The organism is Massilia sp. 01N417, from assembly GCF_056399645.1.
This window is the reverse complement of the sequence record NZ_JBFTRS010000020.1, coordinates 19,977-38,257: the sequence shown is the minus strand read 5'-3', so window position 1 is coordinate 38,257 and position 18,281 is coordinate 19,977. Positions and strand designations below refer to the sequence as shown.

The following is an 18,281-nucleotide window of genomic DNA, read 5'->3' as shown; positions in this document are numbered from 1 at the left end:
CTTGCGATGAATCGATGGACTGAGCGGTGGACGGATGTCAGCATGCGGCCCCAGATGGAGTCAGTTGGTGAAAAAACCACAGTTGCGAAATAGAACTGGATTTTTGTACAGTAACTGTGGATTTATACAGTAGTTGTGATATTCTGAATGCACTTGAACAACACGTTGCCCAGCAACACTCGACAAAGGGATCGTCATGACTACTCTGAACAGCTCTTTTGGCCTTGAATACGCACCGACTCCGTTCCTGGTCCGCCTCGGCCGCCGCGAGATTCTCGTCACCCGTGATTTCCGCAAGCGCTTCTATGCAGTCAACCCGATCATCGAATTCGATACCGGCGTCGTGCCGGGCCACCTCGAAGTGCTGCTGTTCCGCCGCTGGCTGCTGATCCTGTCGAAGGCCAAGTAAAAGCCGGCGCATTAAAAAGCGCCGCATTAAAAAGCGCATAAGGTTCATCGTTTAAATTCGTTTTCTTTCGCTGAGCAGGAACCTAAGCTGAGGCTTCCTCACCTGCCCGAAAGAAAACGATGTTTCATAAAAAAATCGCCGCCACGCTGGCCCTCATTGCTACCCTGGGCCAGTCCGCCGCCTTCGCCGCGGACATCACCCTGCTGAACGTGTCGTACGACCCGACCCGTGAGCTCTACCAGGATTTCAACCAGGCTTTCGCCCGCCAGTGGAAAGCGAAGACCGGTGACAACGTCACCGTCAAGCAGTCGCACGGCGGCTCGGGCAAGCAGGCGCGTTCGGTGATCGACGGCCTGCAGGCCGACGTCGTCACGCTGGCGCTGGCCTATGACATCGATGCTATCAGCGAACGCGGCCTTATCGCGCACAACTGGCAGCAGCGCCTGGCCCACAACAGCACGCCCTACGCCTCGACCATCGTGTTCCTGGTCCGCAAGGGCAATCCGAAGCACATCAAGGACTGGGCCGACCTGATCAAGCCGGGCGTCTCCGTGATCACGCCGAACCCGAAGACCTCGGGCGGCGCGCGCTGGAACCACCTGGCCGCCTACGGCTACGCCCTGCGCCTGCCGGGCGGCACCGATGCCAGCGCCCGCGACTACCTGGCCAAGCTGTACAAGAACGTGCCGGTGCTGGATTCCGGCGCCCGCGGCGCCACCACCACCTTCGTCGAGCGCGGCATCGGCGACGTCCTGCTGGCCTGGGAAAACGAAGCCCTGCTGGCGGTGAAGGAACTGGGCCCGGACAAGTTCGAAGTCGTGGCCCCCTCGGTGAGCGTCCTGGCCCAGCCGCCGGTATCGGTGGTCGACAAGGTCGTCGACAAGCGCGGCACCCGCGCGGTGGCCGAAGCCTACCTGCAATACCTGTACAGCGCCGAAGGCCAGCAGATCGCCGCCAAGCACTATTACCGCCCGGTGGTCGAGCCCTACGCCAAGCAATACGCGGCACAATTCCCGGCCGTCAAGCTGTTCACCATCGACGAGATCGCCGGCGGCTGGACCAAGGCGCAGAAGGCGCACTTTGCGGATGGGGGGATTTTTGATCAGATTTATCAGCCGGGCAAGAAGTAATCCGGCAGATAGCCTGTAGCCGTCGTTCCCGCGAAAGCTCATTACCGTCGTCCGCGCGAAGGCGGGGACGACGTGTTTAGGTTTTTGTAAAAATGCCTTGAAATCCCGGACATGGTCACGATTGTCGTGATCACGAGCCAACCACGGGAGGCATTCATGTCAGTGCAACTACGCAAGATCGAGGAGCAGGTGATGGTGATCACCGGCGCCACCAGCGGCATCGGACTCACCACCGCGCGTATGGCGGCCGAGCAAGGCGCGAAGCTGGTATTGGCCGCACGCAACGGCGAGGCGCTGGACCAGCTCGCCAGCGAGCTGCGCCTCAAGGGCACGCAGGTGGCCACGGTGACGGCCGATGTCGGCAAGCCCGAGGACGTCGAGCGCATCGGCAGCGCCGCGATGGAGCGATTCGGCCGCATCGACACCTGGGTCAACAATGCCGGCATCTCCATCTTCGGCCGCAACGAAGACGTGGCGCTGGAAGACATGCAGCGCCTGTTCCAGACCAATTACTGGGGCGTGGTGCACGGTTCGCTCGAAGCCGTCAAGCACATGAAGACGCGCGGCGGCGGCGCCATCGTCAACCTCGGCAGCGAACTGTCGGACCGCTCGGTCCCGCTGCAGGGCCTGTATTCGGCGTCCAAGCACGCCGTCAAGGCCTTCACCGACGCCCTGCGCATGGAGCTGGAAAAGGAAGGCGCGCCGCTGTCGGTCACCCTGATCAAGCCGGCCGGCATCGACACCATGTTCGCGGTGCACGCCAGGAACTACATGGACAAGGAGCCGGCCCTGCCCCCGCCGATCTACGCGCCGGAAGTCGTCGCCAATGCCATCCTCTATGCGGCCCAGCATCCGAAGCGCGACGTGTTCGTCGGCGGCGCCTCGAAGGCGATCTCCTCCGGCGCGTTCGCGATGCCGCGCGTGCTCGACAAGTTCATGAACGCCTCGATGTTCAAGCAGCAGCAATCCGATGTCGCCAACCCGCCGAACCGGCGCGACGCCCTGCACGAACCCGACCCGCGCAACGAGCTGCGCCAGCGCCAGGGCATGGACAAGCACGTGGCCGAACGCTCCGCGTACACGGCGCTCGCCCTGCGCTCGCACAAGATCATGCCCGCCCTGCTGGGCGCCGGCGCCCTGCTCGCGGCCTGGAAACTGACGCGCCGGCATCACGTGCGCAGCGCCTTCTGAAAGGAACGATCATGTCGGTCAAACTCAAGAAACTGAACGAACAAGTGATGGTCGTGACGGGCGCCACCAGCGGCATCGGCCTGGTGACGGCGCGCCAGGCGGCCGAGGCAGGCGCCAGGCTGGTGCTGGCGGCACGCGACGCCGACGCCCTCGACACCCTTGCACACGAGATGCGCCAGCGCGGCGTCGATGCGATCACGGTGGCGGCCGACGTCGGCAACCCGGCCGATGTCGAACGCATCGGCCAGGCGGCGATCGAGCGCTTCGGCCGCATCGACACCTGGGTCAACAATGCCGGCATCGGCGTCTACGGCAGCCAGGAGCAGACGCCGCTGGACGACATGCACCGCGTGATGCAGACCAACTTCTGGGGCGTCGTGCACGGCAGCCTGACGGCCGTGAAACTGATGAAGCCGCGCGGCGGCGGCGCCATCATCAATGTCGGCAGCGAAGCCTCGGACCGCTCGGTGCCGCTGATGGGCACCTATGCCGCCTCCAAGCACGCGGTGAAGGCGTTTACCGAATCGCTGCGCATGGAGCTGGAAAAGGACAAGGCGCCGATCTCGCTGACCCTGGTGAAGCCGGCCGCCATCGACACCCCGTTTACGGCCCATGCGAAGAACTACATGGCGCACGAGCCCGACCTGCCGCCGCCGATCTACGCGCCGGAACTGGTGGCGAAGACCATCCTGCACGCGGCCGAGACGCCGGAACGCGACCTGTTCGTCGGTGGGCGCGCCAAGCTGATGTCGGTCATGGGCGCCGTCCTGCCGCGTCCGCTCGACGGCCTGATGCGGGCGATGGTGTTCCGCCAGGAACAGCAGCAGGACGTGCCGAACAATCCGGACCGCCGCGACGCCCTGCACGCTCCGGACCCGGCGCGCGAACTGCGCCAGCGTACCGACTTGCCGCACAAGACCAGCGAGCGCAGCTACTACCAGGCTTACCAGTTGCGCTCGGCGCCGGTGAAGGCGGTGATCGTGGGTGGGGCCCTGCTGGCGGCGTGGGGCTTGATCCGGCGGCCGGCGCAGCGGAATGTGTGGCACGCGTGATGCGATAAAGGCGAAAGCCCAGGCCAGCAGCGGGCTGACCAGGGCCTTCGCTTGGATCCAGACTAGTCGAGCGGCCAGAACCAGATCGTCACGGCGGAAAAGAAGCAGCTGCGCGCGCAATCCAGAAAGCCGTGTTCGCCCATTGCAATCAGATCGATATGCCCCTGATGGCTGCGTTCGATCTTGAAGAAGGACACGACACCGTTCCGCCGGCCAATCCCAGCACGTGCAAGCAGCTCATTCTTGTACATCTCCGGCCTCCCCCATAGCCGCTCCAGGATGGCAGACAGCTTGGCCTGGCCGGGTTCGATCCATTTTCCCTTGATCGTCCCAGCCTTCGCCTGCATGCGCGCGCCCGGCAGCATGACGCCAGCGCGTAGCAGGCCAGTACTCATCCGGATTGCACATGTGTCCCAGTATGCCGAATCCTTTACCAGGTCGTCCCACCCGATGTCGGCAAACAAAGCCTCGCGGCTGTCCGTGCGCGGGTAGAACTGGCGCAGTACCTGATAGGCCGGCTTCATGGCGTACCACCAGGGCGGCAAGGATAGAGCCTGGCCAGCACCGCCAGCACCAGGGCGGACGCATCGCCCTCGAGCTGGGCCGTCATCTTCGCGACCTCTTCGACCACGACATAGGGCAGCTCGTGCGGAACCAGCTTGCCGGCCGGGCACCAACGCACCCCTGCCGAGGCGTCCGCCACGCCCTCGATGTATCCCATCGCGCGCTGGCGGCGGATCGAGTTGAGCCCCACGCCCGGCTCGGCCAGCATGTCGCGGACGAGCTGGGTACCCGTCATATGCGCGCGATAGTCCGGCGCCGCACCAGCCCGGGCCGCCAGCAGCGCCAGTATCAATGCCACTGCCAGCCCCTTCATGCCGCCACCCGGTTTGCCGCCAGGTCCCAGCCGCCGGCCGTATTGCCGCCCGCCCCGCCGGCGATCCGCTGCTGGCAGTACTTCCACTTGACCTTGCTGAATTTGAGGCCGATGTGCTCCTGCATGACGTCGCCAGCCGAGACTGCTTGCTGGCACTTCGAGATCAGCACGTTTTCCAGCTCGACCTCGTAGTACTTGACCCGCTTGCCGTCGCCATCGGCCCGCATGAACTCCAGTTTCGCCTTGGGGATCGTTTTGCCCATCGCGCAGTGCTGGGCCAGTATTGGAGATGCAAGGTCGGCGGTTTTGTTGACGCCGATTTCAGTGAACTCGACCCGCTCGGCCGTATGGCCGCCGGCGGTCGAACTGGTCGCGCTCTTTGGCTGGGTCAGGCTCCAGTTGACCGAGCCGCATTCGATCCAGCCCTTGTGCGCCTCGTCCTGCGACTCGCCCTTGATTCCGTCGATCTGCAAATAAACGTCGATTGCCATGATGCCTCCGTCGTGATAACAGTGGAATCATGCTGCGTGGAGCTGGCCGCAATTTGGCAGCCGTCAATGACCAGGTAGAGGGAGGCGTAAACGCAGGGTGGGCACGCCTTGTCCACGAGAACGTCAGCGTCATGCCGGCATCCTCGTGGGCACGGAGTGCCCACCCTACGAACTTCTTGATTATTTATTTGCCCGGCGCCGGCCCCTTCGGCGGCTGGCTGCCGAGGAAGTCCACGTCCTCGTCCGTCAGCGGCAGGTTCGGGATCGATTCGATGTGGTCGGTGTCGATGTCGTTGCCGTCCCGGACGCGCAGGTCGCGGCCGGCGGCGGCACGTTCGCCGGTGCCGCCGAAATCGCTGTCGCTCTCCAGGTTGGGGTCGCCCATGTCGGCGCCGGCGGTATCGTGGGCATAGCTTTCCTCGTTGTCCGAGGTGGTGCCGGTGTCCAGGTCCAGCACCTGGTCGTCGTCCAGGTTGGCCGCGAAGCCCGGACCGCCGACGACGTCGCTGCCGCTGTCGGTCACGTCGCTCGGGCCAAGGGCATCGATGCCGTGACCTTTGCCAAGGCTACGGTCTGGTGCTCCGGGAAAGTTATCCGGATCAAGTGTGCTCGAGCCAGTCATGTATCCTCCGATTCAATGCAATAAGTCATAAAGTCAGGCTACCCCAAATTCAAAACGCATGGCGCATGCCGACGTTCACCGCGGAACTACCGGGGTGCGCCGCGCCGCCGATCAGCACCCCGTTGCCGTTGGTGGTGACCGTGTGGGAGATGGCCGCGTAGAAATCCGTCTTGCGCGAGACGACATAGCTGGCGCCCACCGCGAACTGGTTGGCGTCGCGGTTGGCGAGGTCGCGGTCGTCCTTGTGGATGTAGGAAGCCAGGAAAGTCGTGTTGCGCGTCACCGGCACCGCCACGCCCACCAGGGTGTCGCGGCTGTCGGTCGACGAGGTGCTGGCCACGCCGGCGCCGTAGGGATTGTCCGGGTTGTACAGGGGCGAACTGCCCCAGCCGCGGTTGGCCGCGTAGGCCGCGTAGGCCGTGCCCCAGCGCGTGCGCAGGTTGGCGGCGATCAGCGAGTTCTTCGCATCCATGCTGCCGCCGACCAGGTCGAACAGGCGGATCTGGGCCACGTGGCGGTTCTGGTGGGCGGCGCGCAGCGAGAAGGCGCCCATGTCGACGCCCACCGTCATGCCCCAGGCGCGGTCGGCCAGCGGGTCGCCGCCGAGGGTGTCGACGGTCCAGGAACCGCCGGTGCTCAAGCCGCTCATGCTGCTGCCGTAGTAGCGCACATTCTCGTTCGAGCGCATCCCGTTGCGCCCGACCAGGTTGCTGGCCCGGCCGGCGGTGCCGGTATGGAAGGGATCGCCGACGTCGGCCAGCGACAGGTATTCCAGGTTGTACTGGCGGCCGAGGGTGAAGCCTTCGATGTCGCCGAAGGCCGAGCGGCCGAACTGGCCGTAACCGCGCCGCGGCGGCGTCGCCCAGTCCCCGCTGCGCGTGCGGATGGGAACGCCGGTGAATACCGCGATGTCGTGGGCGCCCGTCGCGCCCCGCGCGGTGCCGGCGGGCGCTGCGGGCGCGGTTCCGGTGCCGGCGTCCTGCGCGAATGCGAGACGGGCGGCTCCGCAAAATACGATGGCGATGATGGGCGGCGTCTTCATGGCGAAATCCTCAGTACGCCTACAGTATTCCCACTCTACTGCTTCGCTCTGTCCAGAATCGCACAATATGCACGATAACTTGGCTCGTGTTTTTGTCGGTGTATTCCGACGTGGCAATCGAGCTCGAGCGTTGCGCTGGTCACTGCCGGGTTTCCGGTTTAGAATCTGTCAACCGCTGTAATTAAACTACATGAAAGCGACCATAATGAGACAGCTTACCCGTACCCTTGCTACAGCCACCCTCGCCCTGAGCGGCGTGTTCGCCGCCTTCCCCGGCCTTGCCGCCGAGCCCGCCGCCGTAGCGCCGATGGCCCACGTGGCCTGGTCGAAGAATGCCAACATCTACGAAGTCAATATTCGCCAGTACACGAAGGAAGGGACCTTCAAGGCCTTCGCCGCCCATCTTCCGCGCCTCAAGAAAATGGGCGTCGACATCCTGTGGCTGATGCCGATCCAGCCGATCGGCGAAAAGAACCGCAAGGGCACGCTGGGCAGCTATTACGCGGTGCGCGACTACACGGCCGTGAATCCGGAGTTCGGTACCCTGACCGACTTCAAGGACCTGGTGAAGCAGGCCCACGGGCTGGGCATGAAGGTGCTGATCGACTGGGTTGCCAACCACACGGCCTTCGACAATCCGTGGACGGTCGAGCACAAGGATTGGTACCTGCTGAACGACAAGGGAGAAATCTTCCCGGTCACCTACACGGACGGCGCGGAGCCGGAATACTGGACCGACGTCACCGGCCTCGACTACAGCAAGCCGGCGCTGTGGAAAGGCATGACCGACGCCATGGCGTACTGGGTGCGCGAAACCGACATCGACGGCTTCCGCTGCGACGTCGCCGGCAAGGTGCCGACCCCATTCTGGAACCAGGCGCGCGATGCACTCGACCGCATCAAGCCGGTCTTCATGCTGGCCGAGGCGGACACGCCCGAGCTGCACGAACACGCCTTCGACATGACCTACGGCTGGGATACCAAGGACCTGTTCAAGGACCTCGCCAAGGGCAAGAAGGATGCGCGCGCGCTGAAGGACTTCCTGGAGCATCCGCCCAGGGCCTATCCGCCGGGCGCCTACCGCATGCGCTTCACCTCGAACCACGACGAGAATTCCTGGGCCGGCAGCGACGTCGAACTCTACGGCCCGGCCTTCAAGGCGATGGCCGTGCTGGCCGCCACCCTGCCCGGCATGCCGCTCATCTACGGCGGCCAGGAAGCCGGCCTCGACAAGCGCATCGAGTTCTTCGAGAAGGACCCCGTCGACTGGAAGAACTACCGGTACGCCCCCTTCTACGCCAGCCTGCTCAAGCTCAAGCACGACAATCCGGCGCTGTGGAACGGCCAGTACGGCGGCGCCACCGAGGTGCTGGCGACCGGCAACGACAAGGTCTTCGCCTTCCAGCGCAAGCGCGACGGCAACACGGTGACGGTCAGCGTCAACCTGTCGAATGCGGTGCAGAAGTTCACGCTGCCCGGTGGCAAGCCGCAGTCGCTGGCGGCCTGGGATTACCGCATCGAGGCGCCGCGCCCGGCGCGCTGAGAACGCCACGGGTCGCCCGCTTTGTTCACATAGTGGGCGACCAGGTAGCGCCAGGCCGGCAGCGCGACCGCCAGCAGCCATACCATCTTCCACACGAATTCCCACAACAGCACGGGCAGCATCTGCAGCGGATAACGCAGCCCCAGGATGGCCAGCATCCAGAAGGCGACCAGCATGCAGTTGAGCACGCCCTGGGCCAGCCCCCACGGGCCCTGGTGGTGCAGGATGCCGGGCAATATGAAGGTCCCGAAACCGACCGCGATGAACAGGTACATTGCGCGCAACAGGTACAGCCGGAACAGGGATACCTCGACCATGATTGCCTCCGTTGGATGACGTTCGGACGAAAAGCGCTCTTATTCGACTTGCTTCAGGATCTGCTCGACGCTGGCCGTGCGCGACTCCAGCCGCGCCAGCGTGGCGCTCATGGCGGCAAGCTGGGCGGCCGTGTCGGCCTGCGCCTGGGCCACCTGGGCCGCCAGCTGGCGCCAGGCCTCGTCGTGGGCCAGCCGGCTCCGCGCTTGCTGCACGGACGCAAAATACTTCATGCCGAAAACCAGCAGCACCGTGACGAGCGGCAGGCACAAAGTCAGCAGATAAACGCTAGTGGACATGGCAACCTCTACTCTTCCTTGTTGTTCAGGGTCTTCACAGCTTCGGCAATGAGGCCGGGCGCCAGCGGCACCGCGAACTCCGCCACCTCGAAATAATTCAGCGCCTTGCCGTCCGCCGACAACTCCATCCGGCTGGTGACCAGGCCGGCCTCCGCCAGCTTCTGCAGGTGCAGGTGCAGCAGCGGCCGGCTCAGGCCGATGTCCCGCGCGAGCTGGCTGACATAGTTGCGTCCGCCCGTCGCGAGCGCCGCGACGATGCGCAGCCGGTGCGGATTCGCGAGCGCCGCCAGCATCAGCAGCAGGCGGTCGCCATCGATTATTTTAGTTTCGTCTTTCACATGTCAATAATTCCTTACACGTGAAAACAAGTCAAGCGAAATCATGCCGTCACCTGCAAGCGGGCATTCGTCCCACCGCGCTTGCCGGGCGCCGTAAGCGGATCGCATACTTTTTTCATCCAGAAACTACGCGATCCGATGAAGACCCTACGAACCGGCACTCCGGCGGCGCTCCTGCTCGCCGTCCACGCCTGCGCCAGCGCGCAGGCTGAATCTCCAGCAGCAGTGCAGCAGGTAATGGTCAGCGCCAGCGCCCTCCAGCAGCGCGCGCAATCGACCACCACCGCCCTCGTCGTCACCCGCGACGAGATCGTGCGCCAGGGCGACCCCAGCCTCATCGAGGTGCTGAAGCGCCAGCCCGGCATCACCATCGACGGCGCCCCGGGCAAGCCGGCGATTCGCATGCGCGGACTCGGCAGCGGCTATGTGGCCATCCTCCTCAACGGCACGCCCGCGCCCGGCGGCTTTTCGCTGGAAGAGATCGATCCCGAGCTGGTCGAGCGCATCGAGATCCTGCGCGCGCCCACCGCCGAGACCAGTGGCCAGGCGGTGGCCGGCGCCATCAACATCGTCCTGCGCAAGGCCGGCAAGCTTGCCGCGCCGCAGACCGAGCTGAAGGCCGGCGCTTCGATGACCGACGGCCACCCGGCGCCCAGCCTCAGCGTCCAGCATGCCGGCCGCGTGAACGCATTGGCCTACACGCTCGCAGCCACCCTCAAGCGACGCGACGAGACCTATACCGGCGTGACGACCGACGAGCGCCGCGCGCATCCGCTGCTGCGGCATACGGCCTGGGAAGACCGGCAAATTAACGACCAGCTGGAACTGGCGCCGCGCCTGGACTGGCAGCCGACGGCGAACGACACCCTGTCTTCGCAAAGCTGGGTGCGCTGGAAGCGCATCGACAACGCCAAGTCCGAGCTGGAGAGCACGGAGATCGGCTCGCCGAGCAGTTTCCCGCACGGCGCCAGCAGCTACCGCGCCCACTCGCCGCCGCAAGCCTATGCGGACCTGTCCTGGACCCGCAAGCTGGACCAGGGCGCGCGCCTCTCCGCCAAGCTGTCCGGCTATACGAAGTCGATCGGCGCCGGCTTCCTCTACCGCGGCATGGACCTCGCCGATACCCTGCTCGAAACCCACCACGTGGACTCCGGCCAGTCCGAGCGCGGGCTGACGTTCAACGGCAGCTACCGCCGGCCGCTCCTGAAGACCCACGCGCTGGCCCTGGGCTGGGAAGCGGGCCGCACGCGGCGCGAGGAATTCCGGCGCGAGCACCAGCTAGACGCCGCCGGCCGGCCGCTGCTGGACAGCGACGAGGACTACCGTGCCAAGGTGGTCCGCACCGCCTTCTGGATCCAGGACGAGTGGGACATCGGTGAAGCCTGGTCGGCCTACGTCGGCCTGCGCCGCGAAGACTTGCGCACCACCGGCGAAGGCAGCGCGCACGCGCCGGTGGACGTCGATTCAGGCGTCTGGAGCCCGATCTTCCAGACCCTGTTCAAGCCCGGCGGCCAGGATAACAAGGGCGACCAGTTCCGCTTCGCCCTCAGCCGCACCTACAAGGCGCCGCAGATCGTCCAGCTCATGCCGCGCCGCTACACGGTGGACAACAACAACAGCGCCACCAACCCCGACCAGCAGGGCAATCCGAAGCTGCGTCCGGAACTGTCGCTCGGCGCCGACCTGGCCTGGGAACACTATGTGGGCAAGGACGACATGCTCAGCATCAGCGCCTTCGCCAAGCGCATCCGCGACATCACGCTGGACCGCGTGATCCTGCAGAACGGCGTCTGGATCGTCACCCCTGACAATGCCGGCAGCGCCATCGTGCGGGGACTGGAATTCGAAGCCAGGACCCGGCGCGGCGCCCTGGCGGCACGGCTGAACGTGGCGCGCAACTGGTCGCGCCTGGAGACGGTGGCGGGGCCGGACAATCGCATCGCCGGCCAGCCGGCATGGAGCGGCAACCTGGGACTCGACTACGGCGCGTCGACGTTGCCGCTCGATCTGGGCGGGACGATGAGCTACCGGGGGCGTGTCGCCTCGCGCCAGAGTCCCCTGCTGGCCGACTATGGCGGCCCCAAGCGCCAGCTCGACCTCTACGCGGTGTGGAAGCGCGACCGGAAAAGCAAGCTGCGGCTGTCGGTGTCCGACCTGCTGCATCGGGATTCCTACGGCCGCAGCGTTTACGCGGGAGCGGACGACCTGGCGACCAGCTACGTCTACCACCCCCGCACCACCTGGCGGCTGATGTGGGAGCAGAACCTCTAAGCCGGCCTAACGGCGAAGCGCCGTGAACGCCGCCGGCTCCCACTCGCGCAAGGCCAGCAGCAGCGCGCTGCCGCGGCGCTTGGGCAGCGGCGAAGCCAGGCTCTCTTCGTGCAACTCGGCGAAGCGGGCGCGCAGCTGGCGCAGCTCGGCCTGCATGCGGGCAAGCGCGCTCTCGGTCAGCATGCCGTGGGTGAAGGCCAGCGACTGCTCGGGCTTGTCGAAGCCGCTGTCGAGGAAATCGTCCAGGCCTTCGGTGCGGAAGTACTGGCGGATCGGCCCGTCCGGCAGCCAGTCGAAATCGCGCGCCACGTTCAGGCGTATCCGGTTGCCGGGCATTAGCGCAATGAGGTGCAGGCGGTCCAGGTGCAGCAGCTTCTGCAGGCACTCCGGCTCGCTCAGCTTGTAGACGGCCAGGATGTCCTGCAGGGTCCAATGGTTCAGCGCGCACACTGCCACCAGCAGCAGCCGCGTGTCCGACACCAGCTCCTTTTCCTGGGCCGGCGTGAGGGTGCGCACGCGGCTTTCCGTCACCGCCGCTTCCTGGGCCAGTTCGGCCAGGGTGAAGCCGAGCATATTGCTGATCTCGACCACGCGGTCGACGCCCAGGTTATCCGAGGTCAGCAGGCGCTTGACGCTGGCTTCCGACAGCTTCAGCGCCACGGCGACGTCGCGGTAAGTCTTGCCCTGCAGCTTGAGCTGGCGTTTGATGGTCGTGATGAGTTGGGAGACTTCGGACATTGCGGCGAGATTTCTTCTATGACAATATGTGGTGTCAGATTACACCATAACAACATAGGGGATGCCAATGCAGCTCGACGATTATCTTGCCCAGGACGCCACAGCCCTCGCCCAACAGGTGGCGCGCGGCGACGTCCGACCCGGAGAACTGCTGGACCTGGCCCTCGCCCAGCACCGGCGCGTGCACGGCAGCGTGAACGCCGTCGTGCGGCTGATGGAAGACCAGGCGCGCGGCCAGCTCGGCGGTCCGCTGGGCGGACCCTTCGCCGGCGTGCCCTTCCTGATCAAGGACGGCCGGCAGGACTACGCCGGCCTGCCCACCAGCTACGGCAGCCGCTCGATGCAGGGCATCATCCCCGCCCGCCATTCCCATGTGGTCGAACGCTTCCTGAAATCCGGCCTGGTCATCTTCGGCAAGACCAACCTGCCGGAATTCGCGATCCGCGCCGTCACCGATCCCGAACTCTACGGCCGCACCAGCAATCCCTGGGACCTGACCCGCACCCCGGGCGGCTCCAGCGGCGGCGCGGCGGCGGCGGTGGCCGCGGGCATCGTGCCGATGGCGGCCGGGAACGACGGCGGCGGCTCGATCCGCATTCCCGCCGCCTGCTGCGGCCTGTTCGGCCTGCGGCCCTCGCGCGGCCGGGTCTCGTCCGGCCCCGGCGCCGCCGAAGGCTGGTTCGGCGCCTCCAGCGAAGGCGTGATCTCGCGCAGCGTGCGCGATTCGGCGCTGGCGCTGGACGTCCTGCAGGGTGCGGAACCGGGCGATCCCTTCGTGATCGCACCGCCCACCGAACCCTATGCAAAGGCGATGCTGCGCGAACCGGGCCGGCTGCGCATCGGCTTCACGACGGCATCGCCGATCGGCACCGAGGTGCATCCGGAAGCGGTGATGGCGGTCGAGCATGCGGCCCGGCTGCTGGAAAGCCTGGGCCATCATGTCGAAGAAGCGGCCCCAAGCATCGACGGCGCCGCACTGGCCCAGAGCTACCTGCACATCTATTTCGGCCAGATCCCGGCCGCCGTCACGCAGGCGAAAAAGCTGGGCGCGAAAGAGAGCGACCTGGAGCTCACCAACCGCCTGCTGGTCACGCTCGGCAACAGCATCTCGGCCACCTCGCTGACCGCACAGCTGAACCGCTGGAACGAGTACGCGCGCGCCCTCGCCGCCTTCCACCAGCGCTATGACCTGCTGCTGACACCGACCCTGGCCGCGCCGCCCGTCAAGCACGGCACCGGCGACCAGTCGGGCGTGGAAAAGGCGCTGCTGGGCTTCCTGCACGGCACCGGCGTGCTGGGCGTGCTCGCCCGCCTCGGCCTGCTCGACGGCACCATCCAGAAGATCGCGACCGACAACCTGCGCTACGTGCCCTTCACCCAGCTCTCGAACCTGACCGGCACGCCGTCGATGAGCGTGCCGCTGCACTGGACGGACGAGGGCCTGCCGCTGGGCGTGCAATTCGTCGGCCCCTTCGGCAGCGAAGACCGGCTGCTGCAGCTGGCCCGCCAGCTCGAACAGGCCCAGCCCTGGTTCGACCGCCTGCCGGCGCTGGCGCGAGGCTGAGTGCGCTAACTCAAAATCGATGAGTTCCAATTGATCAGTATCAAACGGTCACTCGGGAAATCATCGAGATTAGGTCTCTCCTACTACTGAATGACTCAGACAAGGAGAGATCATGGCAACCAGAGCCTCATTTGCCGCTTCATGTGCCGCCGCTGCAGCCGCAATCGCGCTCAGTCCGGCGGCGCAGGCGCAGAGCCTGACCGGTTCACAGGTCACCGTCGCCGGCTACTGCTGCACGGCCGTCACCCCATCCGACCTGGTGACGAATACGCTCACCGCGACCGTCGGCCCGACGGTGGAGTTCCCGGAAGGGAGCTTCATGTCCACCGCGGTGGGCTTCGACGTGCTGCCCGTGACCGTCGATGTCGGCGCCTCGACGATCCGGATCAGCTATACGGCGGGCGGGCCGGTGGCGCCGGGCGGATTCAATGGCTTCGCGTTTTCGTTTGCGGATGCGCCCAGGATCACCGGGGCGACGGTCGATCCCTCGAGTACCTATGAGCCGGTGGTGAGCTTCGGTCCCGATACCATTTATGTGAACGAGGCGGGACAGACGCTGACGTCGACGTCCAGTGTGCTGGTGAATATTTCGGCGGTGCCGGAGCCTGGGGCGTATGCCCTGATGTTGGGTGGATTGGGATTGCTGGGGGTGATGGCTCGGCGGCGCTGGGGTTGATGCTGGAGGGCTGGGCCGATGAGGTCCAGCCTTTCGAGCGATTTCGATCAGGTTCGGCTGCTGCGTTTGCCCTGCCGGATAACTGCCAGGCTAATAAAGCCTGTCCCCAGCAGAATAATGCTCATAGGTTCCGGCACGTTGCCACTCGGTACTGGATCGGCATATTCCACAACGAAACCATTTACCGGTACGGTGGCTATCGTTTGAGAGAGATCATTCCATACACCAAAGCTCGGCCAATTTAAGGTCAAATAATCTTCCGCACCACATTCAACGCAATCGTCAGGTATCCCCAGGTTATTCGGTTCGCCTGGCGACCAGTTGGAATAAGTGAACGCCTGACCAGCTTCCGGACCGGCGCGCCAGGTCCAATGATTGACTGGCGCGCCGTTATCGGATCCGCCCAGCCACAGCGTTGCCTGAGGCGCCAGACTCGCGATGAAGTTGTTTTCGCCCGCAGACGTTACCGTCGCCAGATAGCCATGCTCGCCCGAATAATTCTTCGCGGCCGCGTTAGCCAATGCCTGTGACCAAGTGAAATTACCAAGGATTACTTCGTACCAGTGCCCATTGCCGGCATATTGGATTGGCGCCGCCTGGCTGGAAAAGGTGCAAAACAATATCGTAAGGAATGCCACAAAGCTCTTCTTCATCTTATTCTCCCTATGTAAAGGTGCGGGAAAACAAGAAGCAAAATGCAAGCCAGTTCCATTATCTCTTTGATCGAAAAAGACTGTTTTATTGCTGCGTCCTTTTTTGGAAAGACTTCTGTAAAAGAGCTCGACAGTAGACGCAGATATTGAAAAAAATGTCGAGATACAGAACGGTTCCAGACTACAATGGCCATTGATGCACGTAATACAAGATGTCGATGACCTCCATTTCCTACTACGATGAACATGCGCCCCGACTCGTCCAGCAATACGAGTCGCTGCCCTTCGAAGAAGTACATGCAGGACTACTCGATATGCTGCCGGCACAAGGAGGAACGGTGCTCGACGTCGGCGCAGGGTCCGGCCGCGATGCGGCCTGGTTCGCCGCAAGCGGCTGCGACGTGGTTGCCGTCGAACCATCGGATGCCATGCTCGCCCATGCGCGAGCGCTGCACCCTTCGAACCGTATCCATTGGATATCCGACAGCCTGCCGGACCTTGCAAACGTCCGGCGCCTTGGTCTGAGCTTCGATCTCATCCTGCTGTCCGCAGTCTGGATGCATATTCCTCCGCCAGCCCGTCAGCGCTCTTTGAGAAAGCTCGCAACGCTGCTGGCGCCGAAAGGACGCATTGCGATCAGTCTCCGCCTCGGGACACCCGATACCGAGCGAGCAATGTATGCGGTGTCATTGGCGGAACTAGCGAGTCTCGCCCAACAATTCGGATTGCGGGTCGTTCGCACCAGCGATAGCCAGGACAGGTTGGGACGAGCCGAAGTCTCGTGGACGAATGTCGTACTGGGGCTGCCGGACGATGGACTTGGTGCCCTGCCCTTGCTGCGGCATCTGATCCTGACCGACAGGAAATATTCAACTTACAAAATAGGGCTTTTACGTGTCCTTGCGCGCATCGCCGACACTGCGGCAGGCTTGTGTCGTTATGAAGGTGATTCTGTGGTCGTCCCGCTTGGGCTGGTATCGCTCTTCTGGATGCGCATGTACAAGCCGTTGATTGACAACGCGCTGCCGCAAATGTCGCCCTCGCGCCTGGAAACTGGACCAAGCTTTATCAACGATGATTTCAATGCACTCAGGCCTGTTACAGCAGTCGAGCTACGGACAGGCTCTGTATTCAATGGGCAAGCTGCGAAGCACCTCCATCGCAGTCTTTCAAAGATTGCGGAAGTGATCCGTGATATGCCGGTGAAGCACCTACGCTGGCCATCTAGCGACAATCTGATCTTCGATGTCACGCGCCGCCGCATGATCTCCACGCCCTCCCCACTCCAAATCGACGAAGCTTTTCTGTGGAGCCTCGGCGACTTCCGCATTCCCTTCGAGATCTGGCAGGCCCTGACGCATTACAACGTATGGATCGAGCCGGTGCTGGTGTCGGAATGGGTCAGGCTGATCGAGTCTTACTGCAATGACGGACGCCCGGATATTCGCACGCTCGCGTACTCCCTGCTCACCTGGGTAGACCCTGCGCGTGACACCAGCTTCGCCAGGGCGGCCGTCGATCGCATCCGCGCGGCCGGCAAGCCGGTGTACTGCGTATGGTCAGGCGCCAGCCTACGAGACGAGTACGATGTGGACCACTGCTTCCCGTTCGCCGCATGGCCTTGCGGGGACGCATGGAACCTGATGCCGTCGTCACGGCAGATCAATATCCAGAAATCGAACCGCCTGGTCACCCAGACGGCGCTGGACCGCGCCAGCGATACCATCAGCGAGTGGTGGAGCGATGCCTTCCTGAGCCAGGGCGACGGCATGCGCCGCCAGTTCTTCCTCGAGGCATCGCAGACCTTACCGATCCTGATAACGAATCCCGGACCGGTGGACGTTATCGACGCGATGAAGGTCCATCGCATCAGATTGAGCAAGGATCAGGGATTGCGGCCTTGGGAACCATCCTGCACCGCCGGCGTTTCGATCCCTGTACATCGTTAATCAACGACCATGCAAGCGCGGCTCATGGGCCGACAAGCTTGCAGTGCAGGACGACGTCCGGATCGATCCGGTAGGCCGCACACACGCGGTGAAATCCGTCCGCAATGATCACCTTCTTCAGCGCACTCGCGCGCATCAGCAGCACCGGTGAAATCGCTTCGCCATTCTTGATCTTCTTGATCTGCTCGCGGGTCGGACGATCGTCCGCTTTCGGCACCGTGAGCTGAGCGGCACGGAGCAGGTCCGCCGCCTTGAACTCGGTGATCGTCGCGGATCGCATCTCTGCGACGGCTTTATCGATGTTTTTCTGGACGTCGAGCAGGGACAGGTAGTGCGCTGCCGCGGAATAGTCATCGTCGATCGCATCGTCGAGCCATTGGACCTGGCGGGGCTGCGGCTTGGGCTGCTTTGGCATTTGGTCGCTCCAGTTATCGTTTCGATATCACATTGTATTGCCAGAGTCGAAAACATTTGGACACATTTGAATGCACGCTGCGGTCAACCGTCGCAGCCGGGCTACGTTATTTGAACACGCACGTATGTTCGTGTCCGCTCGAAGGAAGACATCATGAAACAACTCTCACTGCTGGCCGGCCTGGTCATGTTTGCGGCAAGCGCCGCATTTGCCCAGACCACCGTACCGAATCCGGTTGCACCGTCGAGCACGAGCAGCCAGGCGGCGCCTGCCAAGATGCACGAGACGCATGAGAAGGCCACCAAGGCTGCTGAAAAAACTACCAAGCCCAAAGCCGCGCCGATGGAACAGGAGCCGGGTGGTGGTGGTGGGAAGGTTTGGGTGAATACTTCCAGCAAGGTGTATCACTGCGAGGGTGATAAGTACTATGGCAAGACCAAGAAAGGCGAGTATATGACTGAGGCGGATGCCAAGGCCAAGGGCTTTCATGGGGAGCATGGAAAGGCTTGTGCTGCCAAGTCCTGATTGTTGCCTGGCGCTGATGGACAAAAGCCCCGGTTAATGGGGCTTTTGTTTGTATGCTTGGCGGAAGCGGTGAGATTCGAACTCACGAACGGGTTCCCCCGTCGGCAGTTTTCAAGACTGCTGCCTTCAACCACTCGGCCACGCTTCCTTGGGGAACCGGCATTATACATAAATCGTTGCC

General features: G+C 63.8%; 21 protein-coding genes and 1 tRNA gene. 10 read left to right on the top strand and 12 right to left on the bottom strand.

Translation table 11 applies throughout. The features are described from left to right. Positions 1-196 precede the first annotated feature (196 nt). The 4 genes from AC1DOQ_RS20110 to AC1DOQ_RS20095 all read left to right on the top strand — a co-directional run bounded on the left by AC1DOQ_RS20110 (position 197) and on the right by AC1DOQ_RS20095 (position 3,782). Positions 197-409: a hypothetical protein gene (locus AC1DOQ_RS20110; RefSeq protein WP_477368284.1), complete on the top strand. Its 213-nt coding sequence runs from the start codon at positions 197-199 to the stop codon at positions 407-409. Positions 410-528: 119 nt separating this feature from the next. Continuing rightward, complete coding sequence (locus AC1DOQ_RS20105) at positions 529-1,539, top strand: sulfate ABC transporter substrate-binding protein (RefSeq protein ID WP_477368281.1); 1,011 nt, start codon at positions 529-531, stop codon at positions 1,537-1,539. Between the two features lie 156 nt (positions 1,540-1,695). Next, on the top strand, positions 1,696-2,730 hold the full coding sequence (locus AC1DOQ_RS20100) for an SDR family oxidoreductase (RefSeq protein ID WP_477368279.1): 1,035 nt from the start codon (positions 1,696-1,698) through the stop codon (positions 2,728-2,730). Positions 2,731-2,741: 11 nt separating this feature from the next. Beyond that, entirely contained in the window at positions 2,742-3,782 is a 1,041-nt protein-coding gene (locus AC1DOQ_RS20095; protein ID WP_477368276.1) for an SDR family oxidoreductase, read from the top strand. 62 nt (positions 3,783-3,844) lie between these two features. On the opposite strand, the gene AC1DOQ_RS20090 is transcribed toward AC1DOQ_RS20095, so the two are convergent. The 5 genes from AC1DOQ_RS20090 to AC1DOQ_RS20070 all read right to left on the bottom strand — a co-directional run bounded on the left by AC1DOQ_RS20090 (position 3,845) and on the right by AC1DOQ_RS20070 (position 6,814). Continuing rightward, positions 3,845-4,306, bottom strand: a complete 462-nt coding sequence (locus tag AC1DOQ_RS20090; RefSeq protein ID WP_477368273.1) for a T6SS effector amidase Tae4 family protein — start codon at positions 4,304-4,306, stop codon at positions 3,845-3,847. Then, the gene (locus tag AC1DOQ_RS20085; protein ID WP_477368270.1) at positions 4,303-4,644 is read right to left on the bottom strand and encodes a Rap1a/Tai family immunity protein; all 342 of its coding nucleotides are present in this window, start codon (positions 4,642-4,644) and stop codon (positions 4,303-4,305) included. The genes AC1DOQ_RS20090 and AC1DOQ_RS20085 overlap by 4 nt, the downstream gene beginning before the upstream one ends. An 11-nt stretch (positions 4,645-4,655) precedes the next feature. After that, entirely contained in the window at positions 4,656-5,150 is a 495-nt protein-coding gene (locus AC1DOQ_RS20080; protein ID WP_477368267.1) for an Hcp family type VI secretion system effector, read from the bottom strand. Between the two features lie 184 nt (positions 5,151-5,334). Then, entirely contained in the window at positions 5,335-5,772 is a 438-nt protein-coding gene (locus AC1DOQ_RS20075; protein ID WP_477368264.1) for a hypothetical protein, read from the bottom strand. Between the two features lie 49 nt (positions 5,773-5,821). Further along, the gene (locus AC1DOQ_RS20070; protein ID WP_477368261.1) at positions 5,822-6,814 is read right to left on the bottom strand and encodes a porin; all 993 of its coding nucleotides are present in this window, start codon (positions 6,812-6,814) and stop codon (positions 5,822-5,824) included. A gap of 205 nt (positions 6,815-7,019) precedes the next feature. Between AC1DOQ_RS20070 and AC1DOQ_RS20065 the strand changes: the two genes are divergently transcribed. Next, positions 7,020-8,357 carry an alpha-amylase family glycosyl hydrolase gene (locus tag AC1DOQ_RS20065; RefSeq protein WP_477368258.1) on the top strand — a complete coding sequence of 446 codons (1,338 nt, stop codon included), beginning with the start codon at positions 7,020-7,022 and terminating at the stop codon, positions 8,355-8,357. Here AC1DOQ_RS20065 and AC1DOQ_RS20060 read toward each other — a convergent pair. From AC1DOQ_RS20060 to AC1DOQ_RS20050, 3 genes are read right to left on the bottom strand one after another with little or no spacing between them, the layout of a single operon-like run. Beyond that, the gene (locus AC1DOQ_RS20060; RefSeq protein ID WP_477368255.1) at positions 8,324-8,674 is read right to left on the bottom strand and encodes a hypothetical protein; all 351 of its coding nucleotides are present in this window, start codon (positions 8,672-8,674) and stop codon (positions 8,324-8,326) included. The two genes, AC1DOQ_RS20065 and AC1DOQ_RS20060, sit on opposite strands and share 34 nt — an antisense overlap. Positions 8,675-8,713: 39 nt before the next feature. Further along, on the bottom strand, positions 8,714-8,971 hold the full coding sequence (locus AC1DOQ_RS20055) for a hypothetical protein (protein WP_477368252.1): 258 nt from the start codon (positions 8,969-8,971) through the stop codon (positions 8,714-8,716). 8 nt (positions 8,972-8,979) lie between these two features. Continuing rightward, a complete protein-coding gene (locus AC1DOQ_RS20050) occupies positions 8,980-9,309 on the bottom strand; it encodes an ArsR/SmtB family transcription factor (RefSeq protein WP_477368249.1) in 330 nt (109 codons plus the stop codon). A gap of 138 nt (positions 9,310-9,447) precedes the next feature. On the opposite strand from AC1DOQ_RS20050, the gene AC1DOQ_RS20045 reads away from it, so the two are divergent. Continuing rightward, positions 9,448-11,580, top strand: a complete 2,133-nt coding sequence (locus AC1DOQ_RS20045) for a TonB-dependent receptor plug domain-containing protein (RefSeq protein ID WP_477368246.1) — start codon at positions 9,448-9,450, stop codon at positions 11,578-11,580. 6 nt (positions 11,581-11,586) lie between these two features. Here the strand turns inward: AC1DOQ_RS20045 and AC1DOQ_RS20040 are convergent, their stop codons facing one another. Further along, the gene (locus AC1DOQ_RS20040; RefSeq protein WP_477368243.1) at positions 11,587-12,318 is read right to left on the bottom strand and encodes a transcriptional regulator; all 732 of its coding nucleotides are present in this window, start codon (positions 12,316-12,318) and stop codon (positions 11,587-11,589) included. Between the two features lie 67 nt (positions 12,319-12,385). Here AC1DOQ_RS20040 and AC1DOQ_RS20035 point away from each other — a divergent pair, with 67 nt between their 5' ends. Together AC1DOQ_RS20035 and AC1DOQ_RS20030 are read left to right on the top strand one after the other, a co-directional pair. Next, complete coding sequence (locus AC1DOQ_RS20035; protein WP_477368240.1) at positions 12,386-13,882, top strand: amidase; 1,497 nt, start codon at positions 12,386-12,388, stop codon at positions 13,880-13,882. A gap of 112 nt (positions 13,883-13,994) precedes the next feature. After that, the gene (locus tag AC1DOQ_RS20030; RefSeq protein ID WP_477368237.1) at positions 13,995-14,558 is read left to right on the top strand and encodes a PEP-CTERM sorting domain-containing protein; all 564 of its coding nucleotides are present in this window, start codon (positions 13,995-13,997) and stop codon (positions 14,556-14,558) included. A 47-nt stretch (positions 14,559-14,605) separates the two neighbouring features. Here AC1DOQ_RS20030 and AC1DOQ_RS20025 read toward each other — a convergent pair whose 3' ends face one another. After that, positions 14,606-15,211, bottom strand: coding sequence for a lectin-like protein (locus tag AC1DOQ_RS20025; RefSeq protein ID WP_477368234.1), 606 nt, complete (start codon positions 15,209-15,211; stop codon positions 14,606-14,608). A 218-nt stretch (positions 15,212-15,429) separates the two neighbouring features. Between AC1DOQ_RS20025 and AC1DOQ_RS20020 the strand changes: the two genes are divergently transcribed. Then, a complete protein-coding gene (locus AC1DOQ_RS20020) occupies positions 15,430-17,160 on the top strand; it encodes a class I SAM-dependent methyltransferase (RefSeq protein ID WP_477368231.1) in 1,731 nt (576 codons plus the stop codon). 22 nt (positions 17,161-17,182) lie between these two features. On the opposite strand, the gene AC1DOQ_RS20015 is transcribed toward AC1DOQ_RS20020, so the two are convergent. After that, positions 17,183-17,575 carry a hypothetical protein gene (locus tag AC1DOQ_RS20015; RefSeq protein WP_477368228.1) on the bottom strand — a complete coding sequence of 131 codons (393 nt, stop codon included), beginning with the start codon at positions 17,573-17,575 and terminating at the stop codon, positions 17,183-17,185. Positions 17,576-17,728: 153 nt separating this feature from the next. Between AC1DOQ_RS20015 and AC1DOQ_RS20010 the strand changes: the two genes are divergently transcribed. Then, positions 17,729-18,100 (top strand): hypothetical protein, encoded by a 372-nt coding sequence (locus AC1DOQ_RS20010; RefSeq protein ID WP_477368226.1) that lies wholly within the window; start codon positions 17,729-17,731, stop codon positions 18,098-18,100. Positions 18,101-18,158: 58 nt separating this feature from the next. On the opposite strand, the gene AC1DOQ_RS20005 is transcribed toward AC1DOQ_RS20010, so the two are convergent. Then, positions 18,159-18,248 (bottom strand) — tRNA-Ser (locus AC1DOQ_RS20005). Between the last annotated feature and the right edge of the window lie 33 nt (positions 18,249-18,281).